22 protein-coding genes are annotated in these 21,529 nt (G+C 33.6%); 13 read left to right on the forward strand and 9 right to left on the reverse strand.

The genetic code is table 11. The annotated features are described in order from the left end of the window. Both QYZ68_RS03310 and ylqF read right to left on the reverse strand, forming a co-directional pair. Complete coding sequence (locus QYZ68_RS03310; protein WP_301384152.1) at nucleotides 1-1,047, reverse strand: ABC transporter ATP-binding protein; 1,047 nt, start codon at nucleotides 1,045-1,047, stop codon at nucleotides 1-3. A gap of 91 nt (nucleotides 1,048-1,138) precedes the next feature. Then, entirely contained in the window at nucleotides 1,139-1,987 is an 849-nt protein-coding gene (gene ylqF, locus QYZ68_RS03315) for a ribosome biogenesis GTPase YlqF (protein ID WP_301384153.1), read from the reverse strand. A 159-nt stretch (nucleotides 1,988-2,146) separates the two neighbouring features. On the opposite strand from ylqF, the gene QYZ68_RS03320 reads away from it, so the two are divergent. Together QYZ68_RS03320 and QYZ68_RS03325 are read left to right on the forward strand one after the other, a co-directional pair. Beyond that, nucleotides 2,147-2,851: a putative N-acetylmannosamine-6-phosphate 2-epimerase gene (locus QYZ68_RS03320; RefSeq protein ID WP_476390640.1), complete on the forward strand. Its 705-nt coding sequence runs from the start codon at nucleotides 2,147-2,149 to the stop codon at nucleotides 2,849-2,851. A 64-nt stretch (nucleotides 2,852-2,915) separates the two neighbouring features. Beyond that, the gene (locus QYZ68_RS03325; protein WP_301384155.1) at nucleotides 2,916-4,460 is read left to right on the forward strand and encodes a PTS transporter subunit EIIC; all 1,545 of its coding nucleotides are present in this window, start codon (nucleotides 2,916-2,918) and stop codon (nucleotides 4,458-4,460) included. A gap of 28 nt (nucleotides 4,461-4,488) precedes the next feature. Here QYZ68_RS03325 and QYZ68_RS03330 read toward each other — a convergent pair whose 3' ends face one another. The 3 genes from QYZ68_RS03330 to QYZ68_RS03340 form a co-directional block, all read right to left on the reverse strand. After that, entirely contained in the window at nucleotides 4,489-5,472 is a 984-nt protein-coding gene (locus QYZ68_RS03330; protein ID WP_301384156.1) for an alpha/beta hydrolase, read from the reverse strand. Next, nucleotides 5,469-6,005 carry a ferric uptake regulation protein gene (locus QYZ68_RS03335; RefSeq protein WP_301384157.1) on the reverse strand — a complete coding sequence of 179 codons (537 nt, stop codon included), beginning with the start codon at nucleotides 6,003-6,005 and terminating at the stop codon, nucleotides 5,469-5,471. Before QYZ68_RS03335 ends, QYZ68_RS03330 begins: the two co-directional genes overlap by 4 nt. Before the next feature lie 81 nt (nucleotides 6,006-6,086). Further along, on the reverse strand, nucleotides 6,087-7,787 hold the full coding sequence (locus tag QYZ68_RS03340) for a histidine kinase (protein ID WP_476390624.1): 1,701 nt from the start codon (nucleotides 7,785-7,787) through the stop codon (nucleotides 6,087-6,089). Between the two features lie 202 nt (nucleotides 7,788-7,989). On the opposite strand from QYZ68_RS03340, the gene groL reads away from it, so the two are divergent. From groL to psgB, 7 genes are read left to right on the forward strand one after another with little or no spacing between them, the layout of a single operon-like run. Continuing rightward, a complete protein-coding gene (gene groL, locus QYZ68_RS03345) occupies nucleotides 7,990-9,624 on the forward strand; it encodes a chaperonin GroEL (protein WP_301384158.1) in 1,635 nt (544 codons plus the stop codon). 56 nt (nucleotides 9,625-9,680) lie between these two features. After that, the gene (locus QYZ68_RS03350; RefSeq protein ID WP_301384159.1) at nucleotides 9,681-9,977 is read left to right on the forward strand and encodes a hypothetical protein; all 297 of its coding nucleotides are present in this window, start codon (nucleotides 9,681-9,683) and stop codon (nucleotides 9,975-9,977) included. Between the two features lie 15 nt (nucleotides 9,978-9,992). Continuing rightward, nucleotides 9,993-10,301, forward strand: a complete 309-nt coding sequence (yajC, locus tag QYZ68_RS03355; protein ID WP_301384160.1) for a preprotein translocase subunit YajC — start codon at nucleotides 9,993-9,995, stop codon at nucleotides 10,299-10,301. 56 nt (nucleotides 10,302-10,357) lie between these two features. After that, nucleotides 10,358-12,118: a protein translocase subunit SecD gene (gene secD, locus QYZ68_RS03360; RefSeq protein ID WP_301384161.1), complete on the forward strand. Its 1,761-nt coding sequence runs from the start codon at nucleotides 10,358-10,360 to the stop codon at nucleotides 12,116-12,118. Further along, nucleotides 12,102-13,001: a protein translocase subunit SecF gene (gene secF / locus QYZ68_RS03365; RefSeq protein WP_301384162.1), complete on the forward strand. Its 900-nt coding sequence runs from the start codon at nucleotides 12,102-12,104 to the stop codon at nucleotides 12,999-13,001. Before secD ends, secF begins: the two co-directional genes overlap by 17 nt. 23 nt (nucleotides 13,002-13,024) lie before the next feature. Next, nucleotides 13,025-14,164, forward strand: coding sequence for a hypothetical protein (locus QYZ68_RS03370; RefSeq protein WP_301384163.1), 1,140 nt, complete (start codon nucleotides 13,025-13,027; stop codon nucleotides 14,162-14,164). 34 nt (nucleotides 14,165-14,198) lie between these two features. Continuing rightward, complete coding sequence (gene psgB / locus QYZ68_RS03375; protein ID WP_301384164.1) at nucleotides 14,199-15,350, forward strand: HemN-related non-iron pseudo-SAM protein PsgB; 1,152 nt, start codon at nucleotides 14,199-14,201, stop codon at nucleotides 15,348-15,350. Here psgB and rpiA read toward each other — a convergent pair. After that, nucleotides 15,337-16,023 (reverse strand): ribose 5-phosphate isomerase A, encoded by a 687-nt coding sequence (gene rpiA / locus QYZ68_RS03380; RefSeq protein WP_301384436.1) that lies wholly within the window; start codon nucleotides 16,021-16,023, stop codon nucleotides 15,337-15,339. The two genes, psgB and rpiA, sit on opposite strands and share 14 nt — an antisense overlap. A 207-nt stretch (nucleotides 16,024-16,230) precedes the next feature. Between rpiA and gpmA the strand changes: the two genes are divergently transcribed. Beyond that, complete coding sequence (gpmA, locus tag QYZ68_RS03385; protein WP_301384165.1) at nucleotides 16,231-16,977, forward strand: 2,3-diphosphoglycerate-dependent phosphoglycerate mutase; 747 nt, start codon at nucleotides 16,231-16,233, stop codon at nucleotides 16,975-16,977. A 69-nt stretch (nucleotides 16,978-17,046) separates the two neighbouring features. Here the strand turns inward: gpmA and lysS are convergent, their stop codons facing one another. Together lysS and era are read right to left on the reverse strand one after the other, a co-directional pair. After that, nucleotides 17,047-18,618, reverse strand: a complete 1,572-nt coding sequence (lysS, locus tag QYZ68_RS03390) for a lysine--tRNA ligase (RefSeq protein ID WP_301384166.1) — start codon at nucleotides 18,616-18,618, stop codon at nucleotides 17,047-17,049. A 74-nt stretch (nucleotides 18,619-18,692) separates the two neighbouring features. Beyond that, the gene (era, locus tag QYZ68_RS03395; RefSeq protein ID WP_301384167.1) at nucleotides 18,693-19,565 is read right to left on the reverse strand and encodes a GTPase Era; all 873 of its coding nucleotides are present in this window, start codon (nucleotides 19,563-19,565) and stop codon (nucleotides 18,693-18,695) included. 104 nt (nucleotides 19,566-19,669) lie between these two features. On the opposite strand from era, the gene QYZ68_RS03400 reads away from it, so the two are divergent. From QYZ68_RS03400 to QYZ68_RS03410, 3 genes are read left to right on the forward strand one after another with little or no spacing between them, the layout of a single operon-like run. Next, on the forward strand, nucleotides 19,670-20,026 hold the full coding sequence (locus QYZ68_RS03400) for a hypothetical protein (protein ID WP_301384168.1): 357 nt from the start codon (nucleotides 19,670-19,672) through the stop codon (nucleotides 20,024-20,026). Between the two features lie 14 nt (nucleotides 20,027-20,040). Beyond that, nucleotides 20,041-20,454: a hypothetical protein gene (locus QYZ68_RS03405; RefSeq protein WP_301384169.1), complete on the forward strand. Its 414-nt coding sequence runs from the start codon at nucleotides 20,041-20,043 to the stop codon at nucleotides 20,452-20,454. Further along, nucleotides 20,451-20,885: a DUF192 domain-containing protein gene (locus tag QYZ68_RS03410; protein ID WP_301384439.1), complete on the forward strand. Its 435-nt coding sequence runs from the start codon at nucleotides 20,451-20,453 to the stop codon at nucleotides 20,883-20,885. Before QYZ68_RS03405 ends, QYZ68_RS03410 begins: the two co-directional genes overlap by 4 nt. On the opposite strand, the gene QYZ68_RS03415 is transcribed toward QYZ68_RS03410, so the two are convergent. Next, on the reverse strand, nucleotides 20,886-21,512 hold the full coding sequence (locus QYZ68_RS03415) for a hypothetical protein (RefSeq protein ID WP_301384170.1): 627 nt from the start codon (nucleotides 21,510-21,512) through the stop codon (nucleotides 20,886-20,888). Nucleotides 21,513-21,529 lie beyond the last annotated feature (17 nt).

A 21,529-nucleotide genomic window follows, 5' to 3' on the forward strand; every position in this document is an offset into this window, starting at 1 on the left:
CTATTGCTCTTTACCCATTACATGAATGTCATTAGGTTCTAGGAAAATATCAACTTCTTCTCCGACTTTCGTAAGTTTTGTACTCTGGATTAACCAGTTATATTTTGCAATCTCTAGTGTCATTTCGTAGTGAACACCCTGAAATATTGCCGAAGTTATAACTCCACTTAAGTGTCCCTTACCTTTGGGAAGTATCTTTACATCTTCTGGTCGTATTACGAGGTCAACCGGTTCCTTATTTTGAAACCCCTTGTCAAGGCATTCAAAATTCTTTCCAAACATACTAACAACAAACTCATCCTCGTATGTTCCGTCAAAAATATTACTTTCTCCAATAAAATCAGCCACGAATTTTGTATTAGGTTCGTTGTAGATTTCCTCAGGAGTTCCAATTTGAAGAATGGCTCCCTCATTCATCACAACTATTCTGTCGCTCATTGTTAAGGCTTCTTCTTGGTCATGAGTAACATAAATAAAAGTGATTCCAAGCTTTCTTTGTATATTTTTAAGCTCCCTCTGCATCTCTTGTCTCATCTTTAAATCGAGTGCAGAGAGTGGTTCGTCTAATAGCAAAAGTTTAGGTTCCATAACTATTGCCCTTGCAATCGCAACCCTTTGTTTTTGTCCTCCCGATAATTCATTAATGTTTCTATAAGCGTATTTTTGCATTCCAATCAAAGAAAGAGATGCCCTTACTTTTTCCTTAATCAAATTTTTGTTTATCTTCTTCATTCTAAGACCGAATGCAATATTGTCAAAAACATTCATATGCGGAAACAGTGCATAATTTTGAAATACAGTATTAAGCTCTCTCTTATCAGGACTAATTCCTGAAATTTCTCTTGATAAAAAGTAGACCTCGCCTTCCTTTTGTCTTAAAAATCCTCCCAGTATTTTAATGAGAGTGGTCTTCCCGCATCCTGAGGGACCAAGTAGTGTAATAAATTCATTTTTTTTAACTTTTAAATTAATTTTATCTAGAGTTTTACTACCACCATCAGCGTAGTAATGACTTAAGTCCTTAATCTCTAGGATAAGATTATTCAACTAATGGGACCCTCCTTTTTTACGTATGCACCAACGAACAGCACAGTGACAGATTATACTTTATATTAATTCTTATGTAAATAATTTTAATTTAGTGTTGTTTTGGTATGTTAAGGTCGAGTATTATTTTCCCAAATTTACCTTCTCTATATTCTTTTATTAGTGTTTTTGATGCCCTTTGTATGTCTATTTTGCATTTTTTATTTATAAACCCCCTTGCTCTTGCAAATTCTTCCAAGATTTGAAGTGAATCCGTTGAGATTATTTTATATCTATCTAACAAGTTACTTTTGTTATTATTGTGCATTTCTTTAAGCAAGTAGAGAGAAAGGTCAATACTGTCTATTATTTCTTCTTTTATCATGTCTAGGATTGCAAGTTTTTTTGCAATTTCTTGGTCTTCTAAGTTGTGCCATAATAAGCCTGGTGTATCAAAAATATTAATTTCTTCATTTGCTTTAACGATTTGTATATTTTTTGTATGTCCCGGTTTATTTGCAACGCTTGCGCTTTTTTTCCCTACTATTAGATTCATTATTGATGATTTTCCAACATTTGGAATTCCAATTACTAAGACTTTTATTTTTTCTGTATAAGTTCTAATCTTTTTCACGCTTGCCACTTTTTTAATTTTGTCTATTATTTGTTTCTTCATTCCTTTTTTGTAAATATTGCTAATTATTACGTGATCACCAAGGGAAGCAAAATAAGACCCCCATTTTAAAATTTCTCTTTCAATTGTAAGATCTGACTTGTTTAAAAGTATTATTTTTTCCTTTCCTGTATTTTTAATGATTTGCTCGGTTATTGGATTTTTACTACTAAGCGGAGCTCTAGCATCAAGGATTTCTAATACAATATTTGTTCTTTTAAGGTTCTCATTGATTAACCTTAAAGCCCTTTTCATGTGTCCAGGAAACCAGTTTATTTTATTTGGCATGTTTAAATTATAGTTTAATATGAGTGTGTCAAATAAAATTAAAAATTTTTTGTATTTTTTTGTTCTTAAATCTATAATGGATTGTGCTTTTTAAAAAATTGTGTAGAACGCATGGGTAATATTTAAATTTTGTAGGAAGTTAGTTGTAGGAGGTTGAGTATTAATAGAGAGATTGGGAGGGGTTTAATTGTTTCTTGTCAGGCACTTGAGGGTGAGCCATTGCATAGTAGTTTTATTATGTCTAGGATGGCATTAGCAGCAAAGTTGGGGGGGGCAGTTGGAATTAGAGCCAATGGGATTTCAGATATTAGCAAAATAAAATCAGAAGTTGATTTACCAATAATAGGCATTATTAAAAGGGTTTATGGTAATTCTCCCGTTTTTATTACACCTACTATTAGGGAGATTGATGAACTATGTGGTGAGGGCGTTGATGTTGTTGCTCTTGATGCTACTCTTAGAGAGCGTCCGGATGGAATCTTACTGGCTAAATTTTTTGATAGAATTAGGAATAAATATCCAAATCAACCCCTAATGGCAGATATTGGCTCTTTGGAAGAAGCTGTTATTGCCGATAAACTTGGGTTTGATTTTATTGGTACAACTTTGCATGGGTATACAAAGGATACTGAGGGGTTAAATATTGCCGATGATGACTTTTCCTTTTTAAAAAAATTGCTTGAGTTTAACTTTAAATCAAAATTAATAGTTGAGGGTAAGATTGATACACCTCTTAAGGCCAAGAGATGCTTTGAGCTGGGAGTTTCTTTCGTTGTTGTAGGAGGCGCGATTACGAGGCCGATGGAGATTACAAAAAGTTTTGTTGAAAAAATAAATGAAGTTGTGGAACCTGAAAATAAATGAGGTTGTGGAACTTTGAAAATATTTATAGTGTTTTTTGTGTCTTTTTAGACAGATAGGAGTTTTTATGGGGAAATTCTTTGAGAATGCTCAAAAATTTGGACGTTCTTTTATGTTGCCTATTGCCATCCTCCCTGCATCGGGATTGTTTTTAGGAATTGGAGGAGCTTTGTCCAATCCGGCGACGGTTAGGGCCTATACTTTTCTAGACATATTTTTCTTGCAGGCAGCCTTTAAAATAATGAGTACAGCGGGGGCTATTATTTTTGTGAATTTAGCTCCGATATTTGCGATTGGGGTTGCTGTTGGACTTGCAAAATCAGACAAGGGAACTGCAGGGCTTGCGGCTTTTATTGGATATCTTGTTATGAATGCTACTGTTGGTATTTTAGTTGATATGTCAGGAAAAGCTGAGGTCCTCTCAAGTGGGGCTGTAGGGCTAATACTTGGGATTAAGACTTTAGAGACAGGTGTTTTTGGGGGTGTAGTTGTTGGAATATTAACCTATTATCTTCACAATAGGTTAAATAAAGTTGAGCTTCCAAGGGTTCTTGGATTTTTTTCAGGTTCTAGGTTTATACCGATAGTGGTTTCTTTTGCAAGCATTTTGCTAGCGGTGTTTATGTTTATTTTTTGGCCTTTTATGCAGTCTGGTATTAGCAAAGTGGGTGGTTTGGTAGAAGCAACAGGTTATGTTGGAACTCTAATTTATGGTGTGTTCTTAAGAATGCTTGGTCCATTTGGCTTGCATCATATATTTTATTTACCCTTCTGGACAACTGGTATTGGTGGCTCTGAAATTGTGGATGGTAGGTTAGTTGAGGGAACACAAAACATTTTTTTTGCTGAACTTGCTGCTCAGGGTACTGATAAATTTTTTGTTGGAACAAGTCGTTTTATGAGTGGAAGGTTTATTACCATGATGTTTGGCTTACCCGGAGCTGCTTTTGCTCTTTACCGACTTGCAAAGCCTAGTCAGAAAACTAAAGTTTTTGGTCTTTTACTATCAGCAGCCTTGACTTCCTTTTTGACAGGAATTACAGAGCCTCTTGAGTTTTCTTTTCTATTTGTAGCGCCGTTTCTTTACGTTATGCATGCTGTATTTGATGGTTTTGCATTTATGATTTCACATATTTTGCAAATTACAATAGGACAGACTTTTTCTGGGGGATTTATTGATTTTATTCTTTTTGGGATTTTACAGGGGAATTCAAGGACCAATTGGATATTAGTTCCAGTGGTAGGTGTTTTTTGGTTTTTCTTGTATTATCTGAGTTTCGCTTTCTTTATATCTAGATTCGATTATAAGACTCCAGGAAGGGAAGATATGCTAGAGTCTGGAGATGTATCTCTTCCTTTTAGAGAATCAGAAGGGAAATCTGTTGCATCTGAAGTGATTGAAGGTCTTGGGGGTGTTGAGAACATTGTTGAGCTTGATTGTTGTGCTACAAGACTTAGAGTTACCGTAAAAGATCCTATGAAGGTTTTACAGTCTACTTTGGACAGTACTGGGGCTAAGAAGGTGATTATTAAGAGTAATGGAATTCAGGTGGTTTACGGACCCGGGGTAAGTGTGCTGAAGAATGAGATAGAAGAAATTCTTGGTAATTAAAGTTTGCAAATAAAAAGCAAGTGTTGTATCACTTGCTTTTTATTTTTTTAATAAAAGCAACCACATATTTTGTGAAATAAGATGTGTTTTGGGCGCTCCTGTGACTGTGGTTTCCAACCGGAACGTGTGAGTGATCGCTTTCAACAAGGGTAATTGGTATTTCTTCCTTGTATCCTCCATATTCGCTTATGAACTGATTTATTTTACTAGAATCTACCGTTGGGTCTCTGGGAGGATAAATTATCATCATGGGGGTTGTTATCCTGGCAAACCCATGCGAATTGATTAACTTGACAAGTCCCATCATTGCGATTATTGAGTCTACTTGTTGCCACTCTGTATGGAAAGTTTTGACCACTTCATGCTCTATCTTCTTACTCTCTTTTGTTTCAAACTTATTGTATCCACCCGTTGCAAGATATGCAAGTTGGCGCCCCCAAGGGTAGTAAATTAAGCTTGTTCTCTTATCTTTAGGATAGATATTAGGAGATATTAGGGTAGCAGAATGTATTTCGTTTGGATAATTTTCTAGTGCCCAAATAGCAGCTGCTCCGCCGTTTGAGGTTCCAATAATTATTAATTTTTTTCCTATTAATTTTCCAATTTGAATAGCTTCATCAATATCTCTTAACCAATCTTGAGTTTGGACACCTTTGAAGGCATCTTTTTCGTCAATTCCGTGGCCTTTAAATCTTGTAAAAAAAATATTCGCATTTAAAGCTTTGGCTATGTTATTTGGAACGGGGTAAATTCCGTTTTTAGATGATGCAAATCCATGAAAATAAACAACGGAGTATTCTGTTTGTTCCTTGTTTCCGTGCCATATGATTTCTTTTTTTGTGTTTTCTTCTAAATTGAATTTGGACTCGCCAATCAATAAGTACTGGTCCAGTTCTTCAAGTTTATTAGGAACCTTAACCTTTATAAATTCATTCTTAAACTTCACCCTTGGGCTAACTAGTGTTAGGAGAAGTAAAAATATGAAAACAAAAATAGCATTCTTTATGGTCATAAATTGTTTTCCTTGTGGCTGGAATCGCAAAGAATGTCTACATTTTCTTCGCTCAAATTTTGAGAGCAGTTGTTGCAAGCTCCCGAATAAATAATTTCAATAGATTTAGTTCTCCATTCCTCTCCAAGTTTGTCTTTCAAAATATCTTTAATCTCATCGAGTTGTATCGGATAGACCTGATTGCATCTATTACATTTAAAGTGAGCTATTGTAGAAGACAAACTTAGGTAAAATCTTGTTTCCTTTTGGTCAGTTGTTTTTATATCTTTTAAAATGTTGCGTTCTTTTAAAACGTTGAGCGTGTTGTATACTGTTGCTTTCGATAAGCTTGGTATTTCCGTTATCAATTTATTATAAATCTCTTTTGCTGTAAAGTATTCCTTTGGATTTGATGCTATGTATAAAATTATTCTATTTCTTGAATGAGAAGCTTTCATTCCCAATTCTGTTGTTAACGCCTTTAACAGGATAGGGTCATTGGTAATACCTACCTTTTCTAAAGTGGAATGCACTTCCATTGTGTCATTGTTCATATAATAAACCTTTTATTAATGTAAGATTAAGTACTTTAACGTCCTTATGGAATAATTTTATAACGATTTATTAATATTTTACTACTGTCGGTTATTTATTTTCATATTTTGTATGTTTGGATAGAAGAGTAGATTTTTTATTTTTGAATTTATCTTTATTTTATTATCAAAATTATTATTCATTGGGAGTAATAATAAATTCAGACTTAAAGAATAATTACTCAAATCTTCGGTTTTTACCATATTGTAAGATCCTCCTATGTTTAAAATAAACCATCTCTTATTACTCATTTTTTCGATTTTGTAATTAATTGTGTATATCATGTATTTTTCAATATGTAGAAAACTAATAAAAAAATTGCTGCTCTGGTCACTTCCTTTAGAGATTAAAAATTCGGTGCCGTTAATATATCCTTTAGTATCTCTTTTTGTTTCAATAATTTTTTCATAAGTGTCATAGTCATTGTATCTTGCAGTGATTTTTAGGTTTGTTTCTTTGTCAACTTCAAAGATGGGCATCTCTAAGCTTGAATATTCAAGTAAATAATTTGTGTCGACGGTCTTTAGGGTTTTGCCATCCAATGCTATACCAGAAGGCCATACTATTTTGATGGATATAAAAAAGCTTGCAAGATTTTCGTCTAGGAAGAAATCAATTATCGACTTTTCTTTTGTGTTGAAATTCAAATATTGTCTAACCCCTAGAATTTTATCATTTGAAAATGAGAATGAGCTTTCAATCGTTGGTTCTATGATGATGTCCTTTTTTGATAAAACTTTAAGGTAAGTTCTGCAAGAGTCTAGAAATTCAACTTGTCTTTCCTTGTGTTTTATTTTGTTAAGTTTTCCTTCCTCAAATCTCACACTATACTTCAAATGGGATAGCGTAAAATTGCCTTCCATATTGTATTCAAGGTTTTTGCTTGTAACAGACTCTGGGTTTTTTGGGTGTTGTTCAAAATTTTTACTAGTTAAAAATTCTTTTAAGGAATTTTCATTTATTTGATATTCCTTTAATCTTTTGTTTTGGAATTGTAGAATTAGTGCTTGTTCCCTTAGTGAATTGAACTCAGGAATTTCTAACAAATCTGCAACTATTTTGGTTCCTTCTAGATTTTGTACCTTAATGCTATATAGGCTTGCATCCAGCCCTTTTAGGGAGAGTAGGAAATTCTTTAACTCTTGATTATTGTACACTTCTTTAATTTCATGGAAGTAAAGAAGTGTATTTACGTTCTTCTTATGTATTCCAGGATCTTGAATTTCGGATAAAAATTGACAATTATTTTTGTAAAAAACTAGATATTTTTTTTTATTTTTTGCGTATCTCACTCCTTCTATGTAGTTAAAATTAAGCTTTCTATATAGTTCAAGCACTTTTTTTCTTAGTTTTTCCATCTTGTACATATAAAACATAGGAGGACTATTCTTAAATAAATCTTTATATCCACTACCGAATGGATTCTTTAAGGCCCAATATAGATCCACATGGATCTCATCGTGCAGCATGTATTCATGAGGATTTCCACTGTAAGTACTTGGAATGTAAATATCTTCATTATTTTTAAGTCTTTTAAAAAACCATTCATTTAATTCCGAATTTAATTTCAGAATTTCAAAAAAGTATGTCGGAAATGTCCAGTGTATCTTATAGCTCAGTTTTTTATTTTCAATTAGATACCTTGTGTTTGATAAAATGGAATATAACCTGTTCTCAGCAAATGTGGTTATCGAGATAATCACAACGTAGGTATTTGAACCTCTAAATTTTCTAAACAACATAAAGATCTTAATAATAAGTATATATGAGATTAGTGTAAATGGTAGTTGTTTAGCAGTAAATTATTGGTTAGTTTCCGCGGTTTGAGTCTTGATTAATGAATAAAAAATTTTATATCCTTATGGTGATATGTATGAGGTTTATGCTAACATTTACGGTGTTGGGTTTAAATTTAATTTTGATACTTAAAAAGGGGTAAGATTTATGGCAAAGGAAATGTATTTTAATGAAGATGCTAGGAAAAGTTTACTCAGCGGCATTGAGAAGTTGTCAAATGCTGTAAAGGTGACTCTTGGGCCTAAGGGAAGAAATGTTTTAATTGATAAGAAATTTGGGTCTCCTACGGTTACTAAGGATGGGGTTAGTGTTGCTCGTGAGATTGAGCTTGAAAATGCATTTGAGAATATGGGTGCCCAGCTTTTAAAAGAGGTTGCTATTAAGACAAATGACGTAGCTGGAGATGGAACTACTACTGCTACTGTGCTTGCTTATGCAATTGCTAGGGAGGGGCTTAAGAATGTTTCTTCTGGCATTAATCCTATTGGAATAAAGAAGGGAATAGATCATGCTGTATCTTTGGCTGCTGACAAGATCCGTAAGGCTGCAAAGAAAATTACTACCAAGGAAGAGATTGCGCAGGTGGCTTCTATTTCTGCAAATAATGATAGTTCTATAGGCGAGAAAATTGCTGAGGCGATGGATAGAGTTGGAAAGGATGGAGTTATTACTGTTGAGGAATCAAAGACTTTTGATACTACGATTTCTTATGTTGAGGGTATGCAGTTTGATAGAGGATATCTCTCTCCTTACTTTTCTACAAATAAGGAAAATATGAGTGTGAGCTTTGATGATGCTCTTATTTTGATATGTGAAAAGAAGATTGGTACTATTAAGGAACTTTTACCTGTTCTTGAAAAAGTTTTAAATACGAATAAACCTTTGTTAATTATTGCTGAGGACATTGAGGGAGATGCTCTTGCTGCTCTTGTTTTAAATAGTGTGCGTGGGGCTTTGAAGGTTTGTGCGATTAAATCTCCTGGATTTGGAGATAGACGAAAGGCTATGCTTGAGGATATTGCGATACTTACTGGGGGAGTGCTTGTTAGTGAGGAATTGGGACTTACTCTTGAGAGCGTTGAGCTTGAACAACTCGGGCAAGCTAAGTCTGTGAAGGTAGATAAGGATAATACTACTATTATTAATACTGGAAATAAAGAGCAAATAAAGGAGCGGGCAGAGCTTATTAAGAAGCAAATAGAAGAAACAAGTTCTGAATACGATAGAGAGAAGTTGCAAGAGCGTCTTGCAAAACTTGTAGGTGGTGTTGCTGTTATTAATGTTGGGGCTGTTACTGAGGTAGAGCTTAAGGAGAAAAAACATAGGGTTGAGGACGCTTTGTCTGCTACTCGCGCTGCTGTTGAGGAGGGTGTTGTTCCTGGCGGTGGTGCTACTCTTATTGAGGTGGCTATGTATCTTGATACTGTTGACACAAGTAAGCTTAGCTATGAGGAGAAGCAAGGGTTTGAGATCGTAAAGAGAAGTCTTGAAGAGCCTATGAGACAGATAATTTCTAATGCTGGGTTTGAAGGTTCTATTTATATTCACCAGATTAAGACTGAAAAGAAGGGACTTGGTTTTGATGCAGCTGGATTTAAGTGGGTAAATATGATTGATAGTGGGATAATTGATCCTGCTAAGGTTACAAGAAGTGCTCTTCAGAATGCAGCCTCAATTGCGGGACTACTCTTAACAACGGAATGTGCTATTGCTGAAGTTAAGGAAGAAAAGAGTGGTGCTGGTGGTGGGTACCCTATGGATCCTGGAATGGGAATGATGTAGATTGGGCTTAATTTTGTATTTTTCAATGTCGGTGTTGTTTTAAGGGGTTGCTGGATTTGAGCGAAAGTGAGTTTGTGTTTTGTATCGGGTATGATGGCTCTAGGGCGATAATAGATAAAGAGCTTTTAAGGCAACACAAGGATAAGGGTGTTAAGGAGCTTTTTGAGCTTGGACTTTACAGGAGTGCTTTTAGTAAAGCTCTTTATGAAAATGATGGTTCTCTTATTGAGTATTTAATTGAGGGATACAATAAGATCAGCAAGTCTGATTACAGTAAAGTAGAGGAGCTTAAGCTCCTCTTTGGAGTAGTGTATCCGGATGATATTTCAAGGATAAGAGTTGTGTATGTCTAAGGGGTAGGAGATTTTATGTTTATATTACAAGAATTTAGCCATAGTAGTAGTTTTTTTAGGAGTTTATTGGTCTTTGTTCCTGTGGTTGCTATATTTTGGTTTTTAGTAATATCTCCTCAACGTAGGGAAGAGAAGAAGAAAAAGGAAATGATACAAAACCTTAAAAAGGGTGATAAGGTTTTAACAGTGGGTGGGATTTTTGGCGTTGTTAAAAAGATTAGTGATGCTGAAGTTGTTCTCGAGCTGAATTCGGCTTCTGACGTGAGGTTTGTGAAAACTTCAATCGAAAAAGTTATTTCTGAAAAAGTTGAAGATAAAAATTAAGAACGGTAGGATCTCGACCTGATTATTACATTCTCAATTAGGATAGGTGTGTTAGGATGAGTAAGCTCTCTAAATTTGTACTAATAGTGATGGTAACGTTTTTTTCGTATCTTTTGGTGTCTCCTACCTTGGGGTGGTATTTTTTTACCGGAGGGGAAGATAAGAAAATTAGTTCGTATTCAAAGGAAGCCTTAAGGGATTATTCTAGGAAAGAGGCTTTTGATGCGCTTGTTAGACTTAAGGAGTTATACCGAAAGGATCCAGATGCGAATATTCCAGATGATTTGAGGCATTTAATACCAGTTGCAAAGAAAAACTACAAGGTTTATGGGAGAACTTTTCCTAGGTCTTTAAGTGTTAAGGCTTTGCGAGATGGGTTTTTGTCAGATTCCGATATTGAGGAACTCAGTCTTGAAATTTACAAACGTTATGAAAATGTAAAGAGAGATAGGAGTAGAATAATACAGCTTGGTCTTGATTTATCTGGGGGAATGAGTATTACTATCTCTCTTGATTATTCAGATCTTGAGAAAAAGTTGGGGCGGAGTTTGACTTCTTTGGAAAGGGAAGAATCCATTGAGCGTACAATGCAAATATTGAAAGAGAGAGTGGATACTTTCGGGCTTACAGAGCCTAAAATTATAAGAGAAGCAGGTGGTAGTAGAATTTTCTTGGATATCCCAGGGGAAAGGGATGAGAGTCGTGTTGATTCTCTTTTAAGTGGTAAAGGCAGTTTAAACTTTTATGTTGTTGACGATGAGAGTACTTCTGTGCTTAATGATAAAATCTTGAAAGCCGGGCCTCTTTTTTCTATTTCTGAGATTAAAGATAATATGAATCTTGGTGAAAATAAGAAAATTTTTCCTTGGTATTTTAAAGATTCTTATGGTGTTGATGATGAATCTAGTGTTCGCTACTATGTTGTGGACTCTAGTGTTGAAAATTCCTTTGATGGTGCACACATTAGGGATGCTGGGGTTTCAGGTGACCATAGAACCGGTAGGGATATGGTTACATTTAGCTTAGATAATGAAGGCAGTGAAAAATTTTTTGGATTTACTCAAAAGAACATTGGAAAGGCCTTGGCTGTGGTCATGGAGGGCAAGATTAAGTCGGTAGCTAGTATTAGTTATGCTATTGCTGGTGGAAATGTTTCAATTCAGGGGGATTCTTTTGATAAAAAAGAGGCCAGCGAGCTTGCACTTGTTTTTAAAACGGCAGCTTTTCCAGTTGAAATAAAAATAGATGATCTTAGGGTTATTGGACCTACTATTGGGGAGAGGACAGTTGAGCTTGGGATAAAGGCATCTCTTCTTGCTCTTGTTTTAATTTTTCTGTTTATGTTGATTTATTACAGGGTTAGTGGCTTTGTGGCAGGATTTTCATTGGTTGTTTATAATTTATTTTTAATTCTAGCAATTCTGTCAGCTTTCAATTTTACTTTAACTCTTACGAGTATTGCAGGTCTTGTACTAACTATGGGTATGGCTGTTGATATTAACATAATTATTTATGAGCGAATTAAAGAAGAGATGAGGAATGGTCGTAAATTTGAAAGAGCATTCGATGATGGATTTAAGAAAGCTTTTTGGACAATAATGGATTCAAATGTTACGACTTTTATTGCTGTCCTATTTTTGACTCTTCTTGGAACAGGAGTTATTCAGGGATTTGCGTGGTCTTTATCTGTTGGTATTGTAGCATCTCTTTTCAGCAGTTTAGTCTTTTCAAGGTTTATTTTAGAAGTTGTAGTTTCTTGCAATAAAAGCAAATTTGTAAGTATCTCTTGGAGTTCTCATTATGCAAAAAGTGTTTAGTTTTTTGAAATACGGAAATAGAGTAATGGTGCTTAGCCTCTTTGTGATTTTCTTGGGGTTTGTTTATACTTTTGTGTGTCATGGTGGGTATAATTGGGGGATAGATTTTTCTTCTGGAGTGAGTATCAATTTTGCTATAGAGAAGGCGGGGATTAAAGATGATGAAGTCAAGAAGATATTGTCTTCAATTTATAAAACATTTGAAGTTAATGAGATTATATCAGGTGATGAATTTAGGAGTCATTTTTCTGTTGTAGTGAAATCAGATGTCACTGATTATGCTTTTAAGAAAGACATACAAAGCAATTTACTTGAAAAATTAAAGACAGAATATCAGGTTAATGTTGAAATTCTTGATTCTTATTTTATTGATTCGAGTTTTTCCTCTACTTTAAGGACAAAATCAACGTTGTTGGTTTGTCTAACATTTGCACTTGTTTTAGTTTATGTGGCACTGAGATTTAGGTTAAGCTATGCTGTAGCATCAATATTTGCTACAATACATGACATACTTTTTGTGATTGCCTTTTTAGGGACTTTTAGGATAGAGATAAACAGTTCAATAATTGTTTCAATATTAACTATTATTGGGTATTCTTTAAATGACACTATAATCATCTTTGACAGAATTAGGGAGAATTCTAGGATTCTTACTGGTACTTCATTTTTAAGTGTTTTAAACATAAGTATTGGGCAAACTTTATCAAGAACTGTTTTGACTTCTGTTACTACATTCGTTGCTGTTTTGTCTATTTATATATTTACTGAGGGCGCCATAAGGGATTTTTCTTTAATATTTATGGTAGGCGTGGTTGTTGGTACTTATTCTTCTATTTTTATAGCCTCTCCTGTTCTTTTAAGTCTTTATAAAAAGATTAAATAACGTTTTTGTTATAATATGGTGATATGAAGTTTTTTGATTTTGGCTCTTTGGGGTTTTATCGGTTTTTCGACTTTCAAAAACATCTCAATTTTAGTATTTTCAGGTACAGCTTAATAAATTATTACTCTTACAAGGAACAGTCAGGTCTTATTAATGATGCTAACTTACTTAAAGATAAGATTGTATTTTTGGATAAGATCTATAAAGATATTATTAGAGTTATTCATAATTCTTCAAAGTTAGATTTTAACAAGGAAATTTTTTATGATTCTTTAGGTATTATTAAAAGTCTAATAAAGAAGTATTACCCAGAATCAGAGTTTTTGGAATTAGAGGGTGAGGCACTTTTAAGTAATGAAGATATTTTTAATAAATTTTTAGATAAGCTCAGATATTTGAATTTTAGGGTGGATATTAGGCAAAAAATTGAAGAATTTGACAAGAGGAGCAAGACCCCATGTTCTTGCATAAAGATAGCTACTTTTTTTATTCAGCAAGAATTTTTAGAAAGGCTTTCAAGTACGCTTGATTTCTTTTCTAATGAAGCTAATAATAACAATTTAAATTTAATTAACAAAGAAATTGGTGATTACTATGAAAAAGTGGAGCAGATTAAAGTAAGCGAGAACATCAAGGAGACACACAAGAAGTTCATTATAGAGCATACTAAAGAAAAAATATCAAAAATTATGAAGGAACATAGTCTTGATATATCCAAGTTGCTTGTTAAGGTTTCTCTACTAGATATTACTATTCAGTGTTTTGAGGCTTATTATTTAAATTTATTGGAAACACTTCACATACTATTGTCGATAAATAATATTATTGAAATTGGTTTAGATGAGTTACCAGATGCCATTTTTAATGAGTGGAATGAATTTATTTATTTGCATAGAAAGGAATTCCAAAAGCTTGTTTTAATCTCAGATTATGTTTTTCAAAAAAGAATAATATCTACAATAAATTCGGGGGGATGGAAATTTACATTTTTTACTCTTGCTCCTCGTCAAGGAGATATCGTTCAGTGCTCAATAGATATCAATAAAAATTTTACTAATCTTGAAGAGGGTATTAAAGAGTATGAAATTAAAATAAGTAAACTGGAAGATTTTAAGCTTGAGTGTGAAAAAAAGTTGAAAAAATTTGAGCATTTATTCGGTTAGACTTTTAAAGTGTATGTTTCTTTAAGAGCTTTATATGGCAGTTAAGTTTTTACCTTTAAGTGAATTAAGTGTTTATGTTGATCTTACCAACTGCTATAAGTCCTTTCACTTCGTTAAGATATTGAGTGATTTGGATTGTTACTTGGAAAACTTGGGTCATCCAAAAGTCAAGACATTTTATTTTAAATATAAATCTAAGGCGGTAACGGCTAAGAGTTATGCTCATTTGGAGTCTTTTCTGTCTTCTTTATCCGAGAGGTTTAATTTTATTGAATTGGATGAGTTTACCTTTGAAGTTGGGCCTGAAGATATTGCGCTTTCTCTTTTAAGAGTTTTAAATGATTTTTTTGTTAGCAGAATTAGTCTTGATGTTAAAAGTTTTTCTTCAAAATTTCTAGGGATTATGGGATTTGCTAATATGTCCTTTAAGAGGGTGACTGTGGCAGTCGATAATATTCGTAAATTTAACTTTGATTTAAATGTTGATTTAAACATCAATATTCCTTATCAAGAAAAAAGACATCTCAAGCTTGATTTAGTCAGATTGGTGGGGTGTGCACCCGATCATATATGTCTTTCAGAAATTTCGTTTGATGAGAATAATTTTATTGCAGCTAGTTTAAATGGAACCAATTGTGATAGAAATAATGATAGAGCTGAAGATTTCTGGTTTTATTCTCTTGATTTTTTAGAAACTAGTGGCTACATGAATTATGAAATTTCAAATTTTGCTTTAAGGGGATATGAAAGTAGACATAATTTAAGGTATTGGGAACTTAAGCCATATTTAGGTCTTGGGATGAGTTCCGTGAGTTTACTTATCGGTATTTATGAGAATGATCTTAAAGCTATAGTAAGAAAGGATGATGCTTTTTTAAGCAGAGAAGACTCTTTTGCAACTTTTGAAGTATTAAGTGATTTAGATTTTTTCATTTGTCATTTTATGACAAATTTTGGTACTAAAAAGGGACTTAATATCTCTCTTTTAGAGCATAGGTTTATTTATAAAAAAGAAGATTTTGTTCAGTTTGTTGACTACCTTTTAAAGCTAAATAGAGCAGTTATTTTTAGTAATAATGTCCTTTATTTAGATGGAAATGAAAGGTTTAAGCTTGACTTCTATCTTCGGTTGATTAGGGAATATTTAATTGATAATTCCTTTAAGGTGAATCTCAAGTTTCTCTAATTTGCCCATTTTGATAGTATATGACTCTGGTGTTTTTATGATTAAAAATACCGATTTCAAGCACCCCTGGGAATAGTTTGAAATATTTCTCAACACCTTCGGGATTTTCAATGCTCATTGCTACGTCTAGGATGTAGTTGTTATTATCAGTTATTATTGGTCCCGCTTTAGACTTGCAGGTTCTAAGTACAGGACTGAAGTTCATTTTTTCTAGTCTCGCCTTAATAAATTCAACAGAATCTTGAGCCACCTCAATTGGTACGGAAGTTTTTTCACCTAAAGATGTTACAATTTTCGTTTCATCTGCAATAATTAGCAACTCCTCAGAATTGTAAGCTACTACCTTTTCCATTAAATGAGCTGCTCCCCCGCCTTTTATCAGTGCTTTCTTGTCTAATAAGATCTCATCGGCTCCATCAATCGTGATATCTATATTTTTGCCAAATTTTGTAAAATTAGATACGTATGAAATTTTTTCTCTTGCAAGCAAATGTTTGGTACCACTGCTTGTAGGGTAGATTTCTAAATCTTTCAAAGATCCAGATCTTATTTTTTCGCTTAAATATTTAATTGCATAAAAGACAGTTGTTCCCGTTCCAACACCCAGACGCATACCACTTCTTAAATAATGCTCAACAGCATATTTCGCAGTCAACTTTTTTTGCTCTTCAATTTCCATTACAAATTACCCTTAACCACATAGTGCTAATTATCTCACTAAGGGTAATACAATTATACTATATGTTCTAATAGCATTGTCTGGCATTGCATGCTACACATATAATGGTTAATACCTCTTACTTATTAACATTAGTTTCATTTTGTGCTAGCTTATAATTTAAGGCGTTGTTAAAAATAAAAACATTTCTTAGGAGATTTTATGTATAAGTTGGTTTTGGTTCGGCATGGTGAGAGTGAGTGGAACAGGGAGAATCTTTTCACAGGCTGGACGGATGTTAAGCTGTCTGAAAAAGGCATTGCTGAGGCTTTGGATGGTGGTAAAGTCCTTAAACGAGAAGGTTACTTTTTCGATATTGCTTTTAGTTCAGTATTAGTAAGAGCAAATGATACTTTAAATATTATTTTGAGTGAATTGGGGCAATCTTATATTGATGTGGAGAAATCTTGGAGACTTAATGAGAGGCACTACGGAGCTTTACAGGGGTTAAATAAGGCTGAAACGGCTGCTAAGTACGGAGAAGATAAGGTGTTGGTTTGGAGGCGTAGCTATGATGTTCCTCCCATGCCCTTGGAGGAGACTGATAATCGGCATCCAATTCATGATTTAAGATACAAGGGGATTCCTAGAAATGAACTTCCTTCAACAGAGTGTCTAAGGGATACTGTTGCAAGGGTTATTCCTTATTGGACAGATAAGATTGCTAGGGCTGTTCTTGAGGGCAAGAGGGTTATTATTGCTGCTCATGGTAATTCTTTAAGAGCTCTTGTTAAGTATCTTGACAATATGAGTGAGAATGAGATTTTAAAGCTTAATATTCCCACTGGTATTCCTTTGGTTTATGAACTCGACAAGGATTTAAGACCTATGAAGCACTACTACTTGGGAGATGAAGATAAGATCAGAGCTGCAATGGAATCTGTTGCTAATCAAGGGAAAGCAAAGTAGAAAACTTATTTTGTAAATACTGACGCAGGAGGGTAGGTTATTTAACTCTTGCGTTTCGATGTAAAAACCTCAGGAATGAATTGATTGTTTTACAATTTCTTCGAACTTTGTAAGGCCAATTATCTTAATAAATCCCGCTAACCTAGGGCCCTTGTCTTTATTAATTAGTATGTTGTAGATTTGTTTGAATAACGAAGGGGGCTCGATGTTGTTGTTTCGTGCAATGTTATAAATTTCATCTTGAATGTCTTTTTCAACTATGTTCTCGAAACCATCTTTCAAAAATTCTAGTAATTGTTTTACTGCTTGTTTGTAGTCCCGTTTTAGGGGTTCGATGTTGTCAAAATTAGACCTTAATGAGAATTTAAAATCCTCAGGAGCGTAGTTTTTTACCCAGTTAAATGCACAGTCAATTTTATTAATAAGTTTTTCTTTATGGAACTCCTTTACATCGCTTAAATAGTTCAGAATTCTATTCTTATCCCCTTCGAAAATCTGGCAAAGAACACTTAAATGCCTGAAGCCAATTTGGTAGGGGATTTCCTTGTCTGGTAATTTTGGTTGAGACAATTCGTAAATTCTTTTAAAAGCCTCCTGCTTACTTTCCTTAATAGTCTCAATTCCATAATATACTCTTTCAAATTTATCGTAATCTTCATATATTTTTATTACATCAAGGTCAAATGATATTGAAAACTCTATGTTAGGTTTTGTTGATGCAAACAAAAATCTTGTTATCTCAGGAGTGTATATTTCAAGTACATCTTTTAAAGACACAACATCTCCAGAAGATGAAGATATTTTTCCTCCTCGACCTTTAATTGATATGAAATCGTATTGAAATGTTATAGGAGCAGTCCCTCCAAAAATTTTTACAATCTCTATTGAAGTATCAAAACTGCCTCCACTGCTGTGATGATCCTTTCCAGCAGGTTCAAAGTCAACATCTTCATATTTCCACCGCATCGGCCAGTCAATTCTCCATGGAAGCTTTACAGCCCACGTTTGCCTTAAATCAAGAGACTCCTTACACCCACATTCGCAGTAATATTTAATAGAATAGCAGCCATCATAACTTACTACGTTCGTAGTATCTCTGTTGCACTTAGTGCAAAAGACACTAACAGGATACCAATTGGCTTCGAGATTTGTTGTTCTATGTTCATTTAAAGCCTGTGCTATTTCATCTTTATGATCCAGTGCAAACTTAATCTGGCTTGAATAATTACTTGACATGTACCTTAAGGACTGGTCTATAAATTCTGGATTAATGCCTAACACGGGTAAATAGCGAGCAAATTCAACTTCGTTCGCTTTTGCATAGCTTGATTCATCAGTTTTTGTATCAGGAACTCTCGTTATGGCCTGTCTTAAATAAGATGCAAGTAATTCTTGATTCGGCATATTCTTAGGCACTTTTCTAAATACATCGTAATTGTCCCAAGAATATATAAATCTCACATTTCGGCCCATATCTTTCAATGCTCTTGCCACAAGATCAACAGAAATCACCTCTCTAAAGTTTCCAATATGTACAGTTCCTGACGGAGTAATACCGGATGCAACCGTATACTGTTCCTTTTCTCCTTTCTCCTCTATAATCCTTTTCGCGTAAAAATCTGCCCAGTGAGCCGCTCTCATAATACTACTCCCATCAAAGCACTAATTCTATCATTCTGTTTTTTTTGTTTCAAGGTTTTAAAAATAGTATCTTTTTAATTTACTAATCTTTGAATTAGCTTGTTTTCCTTATTCCAGTTTTTCTTTAATTTGACTTGTAAGAAGAGATTGCATCTCCTTTCAAATATTTCTGATATTTTTGCTCTGCCCTTCTCTCCAATTGTTTTTATCCCCTTACCTTCCTTACCGACTATTATTCCCTTTTGACTTTCACTCGCTACAATAATATTTGCTCTGATGAAAAGATTTCGCCTTCTTTCTTCTAAAGTGTCAATTTCTACATATAAAGAATAAGGTAATTCTTCTTTAAGATTTTTAATTACCACTCCTCTAATTATTTCGCTAATTCTTAAATTCATTTCTTGATCTGTGTAATATTCTTCTGGATAGTAAAGAGGTCCTTCTTTGAAATTTTCGTAAATCTTGCTTTTTAGCTCCTCGACATTAATTTTCTTCTCCGCAGATATTTTGATAATATTCTCTTTCTTAATACCTTCTTTTTCCAAAAATAGCATTATTTCCTCTATTTTTGTTTTCTTAATATCAATTTTGTTTATTACTACTAAAAAATTTACTTTGGATTTAATAATTATTTTCAGTATCTCATTTTCTTCATCAGCAGGATTGTCTTGAATGTCAATTACGTAAAGGATCAATTCTGCCTCTGTAAATGAAGAATATACATTATTCATCAGAGCTATATTAAATTTTTTTTTACTTAAGTGAAATCCTGGAGTGTCTATGAAGACAATTTGACCTCTTTTATCTGTAAATATTCCTTTTATTTTATTTCTAGTAGTTTGTGGGGTAGGTGAGATAATTGATATTTGATGTCCACATATTGAATTTAAAAGAGTAGATTTTCCCGTTGAGGGTCTACCTACTATTGCTACAAATCCTGATTTCATTTTAATCTTCCTGCCTTGAGTACAATAATATATTTTTTATCAAAATTAATGTATACTTGTTTCCAAGTTAATTTGTCTAAGACTTCATTTTAAAGGATTATCGTTTGAAGAAGGGCAGTTTTGAGGTTTTTTGTGAGCAATGCGGAGAAAAGGTAGGACTTAATAAGTCTGAGTGTCCTAGTTGCCGGTCTAAATTGGGGGATATTGAGTGTCCAAATTGTGGGTATGTTGGGGTTGTTTCTGAGTTTGGAGAGGGTTGCCCGAGGTGTGATTATAGTCCTTTTGAAGAACTTAAAGAGACTCCTTTTAAAAGGAAGCAAAGGGTAAAAACTAGGCGTTCTTGGAATGATGTTGTCCTTTTTAAGCCAATATTTAATTTTGGACTTACGGCTAATGTCATGCTTTACTTATTTTCTGGATTTTTGATAGTTTTGTTCTTCATGTATGTTTTCTTTTTTTAAGGATAACTTAATATATGGGAATTACAATTTTTTATTTGTTTTCTATTTTTTTGTCTTTTAAGATGGGGGATGGTGTTGCGTCTGTGCAGAATAATGTTCGCCAAAATTCTGTTTTTTATTACGATGTTGAAGAGGTTGAATTTTCTTATGCTAAAACTCAGACTTTGAAGTTTGAAGGCAAGGCGCACATAAGATATGCTTACTTTAATTTTGATGCAGATAAACTTTATTCGTATACTTTTGTTTTTGATAAAAAATTGATTTCTCAATATGCTATTTTCCTTAGTGTTAAAGAAAAATTTGGAGAAGCTAGTGTTGTAACTCCTTTTAATTATTGTTGGGATATTGGTGATTTTGTTATTGCCTTAAATGGTAATATCTTGAGGATGACTCTTAAGCCTTATGTGCGTGGAGAAAATAAACTCTGAGGGTGTTTTGTGTATTTTTTGTCTTAATTTTTTTATCTTGTGTAGAGCATGTCTACGATAAGGAAATCGTAGTCGGTGGTGTTAAGTTTTGTGTTAAGCTTGCTTTTGATGATTTTAGTAGAGCTAAGGGCTATATGGGGACTAGAGTTGTAAATAAAAACAATGGTATCCTTTTTATGTTTAATAAAGAGAGAAATTTATCTTTTTGGATGAAGAACACTCCCGTGCCGCTTGAGATTGCTTATATTAATTCTGGAGGCGTTATTAAGGAAATCTACAGCCTAGTTCCGTTTTCAGAGAAAAGTGTGAGATCTAAGCATATGGTTAAATATGCCCTTGAGGTCCCAGAGGGCTCTTTTGCTAAATTTGATATTAAAGTAGGAGACAAGGTTAAATTCAATTTTGATATTAATTCTATAAGGGTAGAATAATTACCTAGCCTTTATTTCTTGAAGTTCTTCTTCGATAGTATTATCCCTCATACCGTCTTTTTTGGTCTTTTCTTGTAAGTAGCTATCAGGTTCATCTTTGATATTGCCAAGGCTTGAATCGTCGGATTTTATTACCTTCTTAAAAATGGATATTGTTGTCGCAACTTCTTCAAAGACATCAAGTAAAAAAATTTCTTTTGCGTTTTCGTCGGCTTTCACGGTGTATACCAGAGAGCTGTTCCCCCTCTCAGAGTCGTTAATAAGTTCCCATGATCCAAAAATTCGGTTATTATGGCTATCACTCATCAAAGATTCCGATATTTCGTTGATTCTGTTTGAATTCACATCAAATGTTTCAACAACTCCAAATATTTCTCTTATTTTTGAATTTTGATATGAATTCAACTTTGACCTAATTATTATCTCTACTGTTGCATCATGTGAAGGCTTTAATATAACAAAATCACCTTCCTTATCTATCCTGTACTCGATTTTATTATTATCAAGTATTTTTTTTATTCTCTTATCGTATATTATGTTCTTATCCTTACAACTCACAAGTATTAAAATAACAAAAATTATGGTATATTTTAGGACATTGGTGCTTGAGATGCTTGTTTTTAACATTCTAGTGCTTGCCATGT

The sequence above is a fragment of the Borrelia sp. P9F1 genome (assembly GCF_030436115.1).
Classification (GTDB): domain Bacteria; phylum Spirochaetota; class Spirochaetia; order Borreliales; family Borreliaceae; genus Borrelia.

Excerpts from the sequence above, each read along its gene's own strand:
- ylqF (WP_301384153.1), bottom strand. The coding sequence starts at position 1,987 with ATGCCAAATAAAATAAACTGGTTTCCTGGACACATGAAAAGGGCTTTA.
- QYZ68_RS03325 (WP_301384155.1), top strand. The coding sequence starts at position 2,916 with ATGGGGAAATTCTTTGAGAATGCTCAAAAATTTGGACGTTCTTTTATG.
- QYZ68_RS03330 (WP_301384156.1), bottom strand. The coding sequence starts at position 5,472 with ATGACCATAAAGAATGCTATTTTTGTTTTCATATTTTTACTTCTCCTA.
- QYZ68_RS03335 (WP_301384157.1), bottom strand. The coding sequence starts at position 6,005 with ATGAACAATGACACAATGGAAGTGCATTCCACTTTAGAAAAGGTAGGT.
- QYZ68_RS03340 (WP_476390624.1), bottom strand. The coding sequence starts at position 7,787 with ATGTTGTTTAGAAAATTTAGAGGTTCAAATACCTACGTTGTGATTATC.
- groL (WP_301384158.1), top strand. The coding sequence starts at position 7,990 with ATGGCAAAGGAAATGTATTTTAATGAAGATGCTAGGAAAAGTTTACTC.
- yajC (WP_301384160.1), top strand. The coding sequence starts at position 9,993 with ATGTTTATATTACAAGAATTTAGCCATAGTAGTAGTTTTTTTAGGAGT.
- secD (WP_301384161.1), top strand. The coding sequence starts at position 10,358 with ATGAGTAAGCTCTCTAAATTTGTACTAATAGTGATGGTAACGTTTTTT.
- secF (WP_301384162.1), top strand. The coding sequence starts at position 12,102 with ATGCAAAAAGTGTTTAGTTTTTTGAAATACGGAAATAGAGTAATGGTG.
- QYZ68_RS03370 (WP_301384163.1), top strand. The coding sequence starts at position 13,025 with ATGAAGTTTTTTGATTTTGGCTCTTTGGGGTTTTATCGGTTTTTCGAC.
- psgB (WP_301384164.1), top strand. The coding sequence starts at position 14,199 with ATGGCAGTTAAGTTTTTACCTTTAAGTGAATTAAGTGTTTATGTTGAT.
- gpmA (WP_301384165.1), top strand. The coding sequence starts at position 16,231 with ATGTATAAGTTGGTTTTGGTTCGGCATGGTGAGAGTGAGTGGAACAGG.
- lysS (WP_301384166.1), bottom strand. The coding sequence starts at position 18,618 with ATGAGAGCGGCTCACTGGGCAGATTTTTACGCGAAAAGGATTATAGAG.
- era (WP_301384167.1), bottom strand. The coding sequence starts at position 19,565 with ATGAAATCAGGATTTGTAGCAATAGTAGGTAGACCCTCAACGGGAAAA.
- QYZ68_RS03405 (WP_301384169.1), top strand. The coding sequence starts at position 20,041 with ATGGGAATTACAATTTTTTATTTGTTTTCTATTTTTTTGTCTTTTAAG.
- QYZ68_RS03415 (WP_301384170.1), bottom strand. The coding sequence starts at position 21,512 with ATGTTAAAAACAAGCATCTCAAGCACCAATGTCCTAAAATATACCATA.